This is a genomic window from Parabacteroides distasonis, from assembly GCF_004793765.1.
Taxonomy (GTDB): domain Bacteria; phylum Bacteroidota; class Bacteroidia; order Bacteroidales; family Tannerellaceae; genus Parabacteroides; species Parabacteroides distasonis_A.
The window spans coordinates 1-932 of the sequence record NZ_SRYM01000136.1; the positions used below are offsets into that span (position 1 = coordinate 1).

Consider the following 932-nt stretch of genomic DNA (forward strand, 5'->3'; position numbering starts at 1 on the left):
TGACATGATACAGATTTACTTCACACGCAATTAACAATTAAAAGAACGTGTGTAAGATGTCAAACAAAGCAAGAGAACGTAAAAGTTACAGCCAGGATTTCAAGCTCCGTATGCTGAAGGAGTATTATGAGAGTGGCTCAACCAAGTACAGCCTATGTAAGAAATATTCGGTTGATTACGTGACATTCAGTCGCTGGGAAGGTTATTTTGAGTCAAAAACGCTATCTTTACCGTCCGATCTGACAGAGTTAGAGCATCGGGTATATATGGCACGAAAGAAATCCGAATCATCCAAGGCGACCGGTCCCCAAACGGAGAGCGAGAGGCTCCGGGAGGAGAACTTGCGCCTACGCAAGGCGTTGGCCTACTCAGAGTTGCGCAATGAGGCTCTGCATGAGCTTCTTAAGATCGGGCGGGAACAATATGGCATCGACCTGCTAAAAAAAGCTGGCGCCAAGCGGTAGACAACCTTCGGCTCAGGCATCCCAAGGAATCGATCGGTAGCCTGAGCGGGCTGTTTGGCAAGACAAGAGAAGGTTATTACTCCGTGAGCAAGGAGAAACGCATGCGCAGGGAATTGTCAGAGAAAGAGATACTTGACACCGTGAGGGATATCCGGCATGAGGCTCCGGGCATCGGGGCGTACAAGCTGTACCTGATGCTCAAGGAACTCTATCCGGACGAGATGCGTGGCCGGGATTGGTTCTACGGGCTGATGCATGAGTCACACCTGATGCTGAAGCCCGGGAAGCGCCGTCACACGACAAGCTCCAACCATCCTTACAGGAAGTACAAGAACATGATCAAGGGATTGACCGTCAACAGGATCAACCAATTGTGGGTGGCCGACATCACCTATATCGACACCGATGAGGGCGTGGCCTACCTGCATCTCCTGACGGACGCGTTCACGCATGAGATCATAGGCTGGG

General features: G+C 50.8%; 1 protein-coding gene and 1 pseudogene. Both read left to right on the top strand.

The features are described from left to right. The first annotated feature begins 56 nt into the window (after positions 1–56). A complete protein-coding gene (locus tag E5342_RS19055; protein WP_121737550.1) occupies positions 57–464 on the top strand; it encodes a transposase in 408 nt (135 codons plus the stop codon). A gap of 83 nt (positions 465–547) precedes the next feature. Next, positions 548–932: pseudogene (locus tag E5342_RS19060) on the top strand (IS3 family transposase); the annotation flags it as partial.

What these genes read in the sequence shown, in the direction of transcription:
- E5342_RS19055 (WP_121737550.1), top strand. Translation starts at nt 57, where the DNA reads ATGTCAAACAAAGCAAGAGAACGTAAAAGTTACAGCCAGGATTTCAAG.